Raw genomic sequence first — 1,536 nt, forward strand, 5'->3', positions numbered from 1 at the left:
GAGACCATTCATGAGACTGCTACGAAATCGGTCTGACGGCAAATCGCTATCCAACTACTTTGTATGAAAGTGAGGACAACGAACCACAGAATCACTAATTGAATAACGGGAATATCGTCCATAGTGTCTGATGATTGTTCTTTATTCAACAAATTCTCTTCGATGAGTTCGCACGTGCAGTGAGCATGTCTGAGCCGGACGTCAAACGCTGTCTTCAAGTATCCTTACCAGCCCAAACATAGCGACCAAACGCACCTTCGCTTTTGCAAACCGGGAGAACATCAATTCGCTTGCCTAATAGCGTTTCAGTGTCGACACGCCGCCGCCAATTACGAAGAACAGTCCGATACCAACAACCAGAAGCGGCGCGTTCGAGGATTGATGCTTCAGATAGGCATTATCAGGGTCGCTTGGTGGGACGTATGCGGTGACTGTGTCACCGGTCTCATACCCATCTAGAACCGACCGAGCCTCCGACTCTGTGTCGTATGTCGGTGAGATGGTTGTCGGAAACACGTTCGTGCTCGTGTACGATGTCCCATCGTATTCGTAGGTGAACCGGACCGTCGGCCGGTAGTCGACTCCAGAACTACTTCCACCTGTGTCGGTGTCAATGCCCTTTGTAGTAAGTTCAGCAGTGACCTCCTCTGCGTTCGTGAGTGCCTCAGACTGCTGGACGTAATCGTATGCTCCATATCCAGTCGCCAAAAGCCCGATGAGAAGCATGATCACTGCCCCACGAAAGGTGTCTGGACCATTGAAAGAGAACCCGGAGTCGTCAGCCATTCAGCACACCTCCCAAGAGAGCTGCGAGTAACCACACCTGCGCTGAGTTCGTGACCAGTTAGACCATATACCGGGGAACATACGAGAGTCTCCGAAGCCCTGTTTGTTTATTTCTTATCATGTAGCGTTTTGCGACGTTGAGTGCTACTTGTGGTCGGGCAAAATGGTCATGAGGAAGAGTTCAATAATTGTTTTACTCTGCCTTCTTCTTTTATTATCCTTTGAGTTGAGAGCTAAGCGCTCGCGGCTACCCGATGGAACGGACGGAAAATCCGACGTGGGACCCACATGAGGAACTCAACAATAGGAGTTACCTTCCCCCATCGGGGTGGCTTCGCATGATATTGGTCTCCAATCTCCTCAACACGACCTTTACTTTTTAGATACCCAAGAGCACTTTCGGCGCGTGATTCGGTGAGGCCACATGCGGTTGCAATCTCTGCAGCGGTTTGCGGTTCAGAGGCCTCTTCCAGCGTCTGATACACAACGTTCAACGTCTGCAGTCGGAACATCACCTCACCCGTCTCGTCATCAAGGCCAGACACGTACTCGTGTTCCGTTTCCGCTTTGGACGATTCATATCGGATGACTGTGGCACCATCGAAGATGAACCAGAGACCTGCGAGGGCCAAGAGACCCCCAACCCACGTGTCCAAGCATGCGTCTTTAGCTAAGTGACGAACCGCCAGACAGCAGTGGCTTATCGAGGCATCTTTTCGAGAGGATTGAGGAGGGGACAAGTGTGTCCAA

1 protein-coding gene and 1 pseudogene are annotated in these 1,536 nt (G+C 51.1%); both read right to left on the bottom strand.

The genetic code is table 11. The features are described from left to right. Positions 1–294: 294 nt before the first annotated feature. The gene (locus BSG09_RS20025) at positions 295–786 is read right to left on the bottom strand and encodes a DUF3592 domain-containing protein (RefSeq protein WP_092936251.1); all 492 of its coding nucleotides are present in this window, start codon (positions 784–786) and stop codon (positions 295–297) included. 233 nt (positions 787–1,019) lie between these two features. Next, positions 1,020–1,536: pseudogene (locus BSG09_RS21210) on the bottom strand (hypothetical protein); the annotation flags it as partial.

Source organism: Natrinema hispanicum (genome assembly GCF_900111485.1).
GTDB lineage: Archaea > Halobacteriota > Halobacteria > Halobacteriales > Natrialbaceae > Natrinema > Natrinema hispanicum_A.

Bases quoted from the DNA above. Each gene is read 5' to 3' on its own strand.
- BSG09_RS20025 (WP_092936251.1), bottom strand. From the start codon at position 786: ATGGCTGACGACTCCGGGTTCTCTTTCAATGGTCCAGACACCTTTCGT.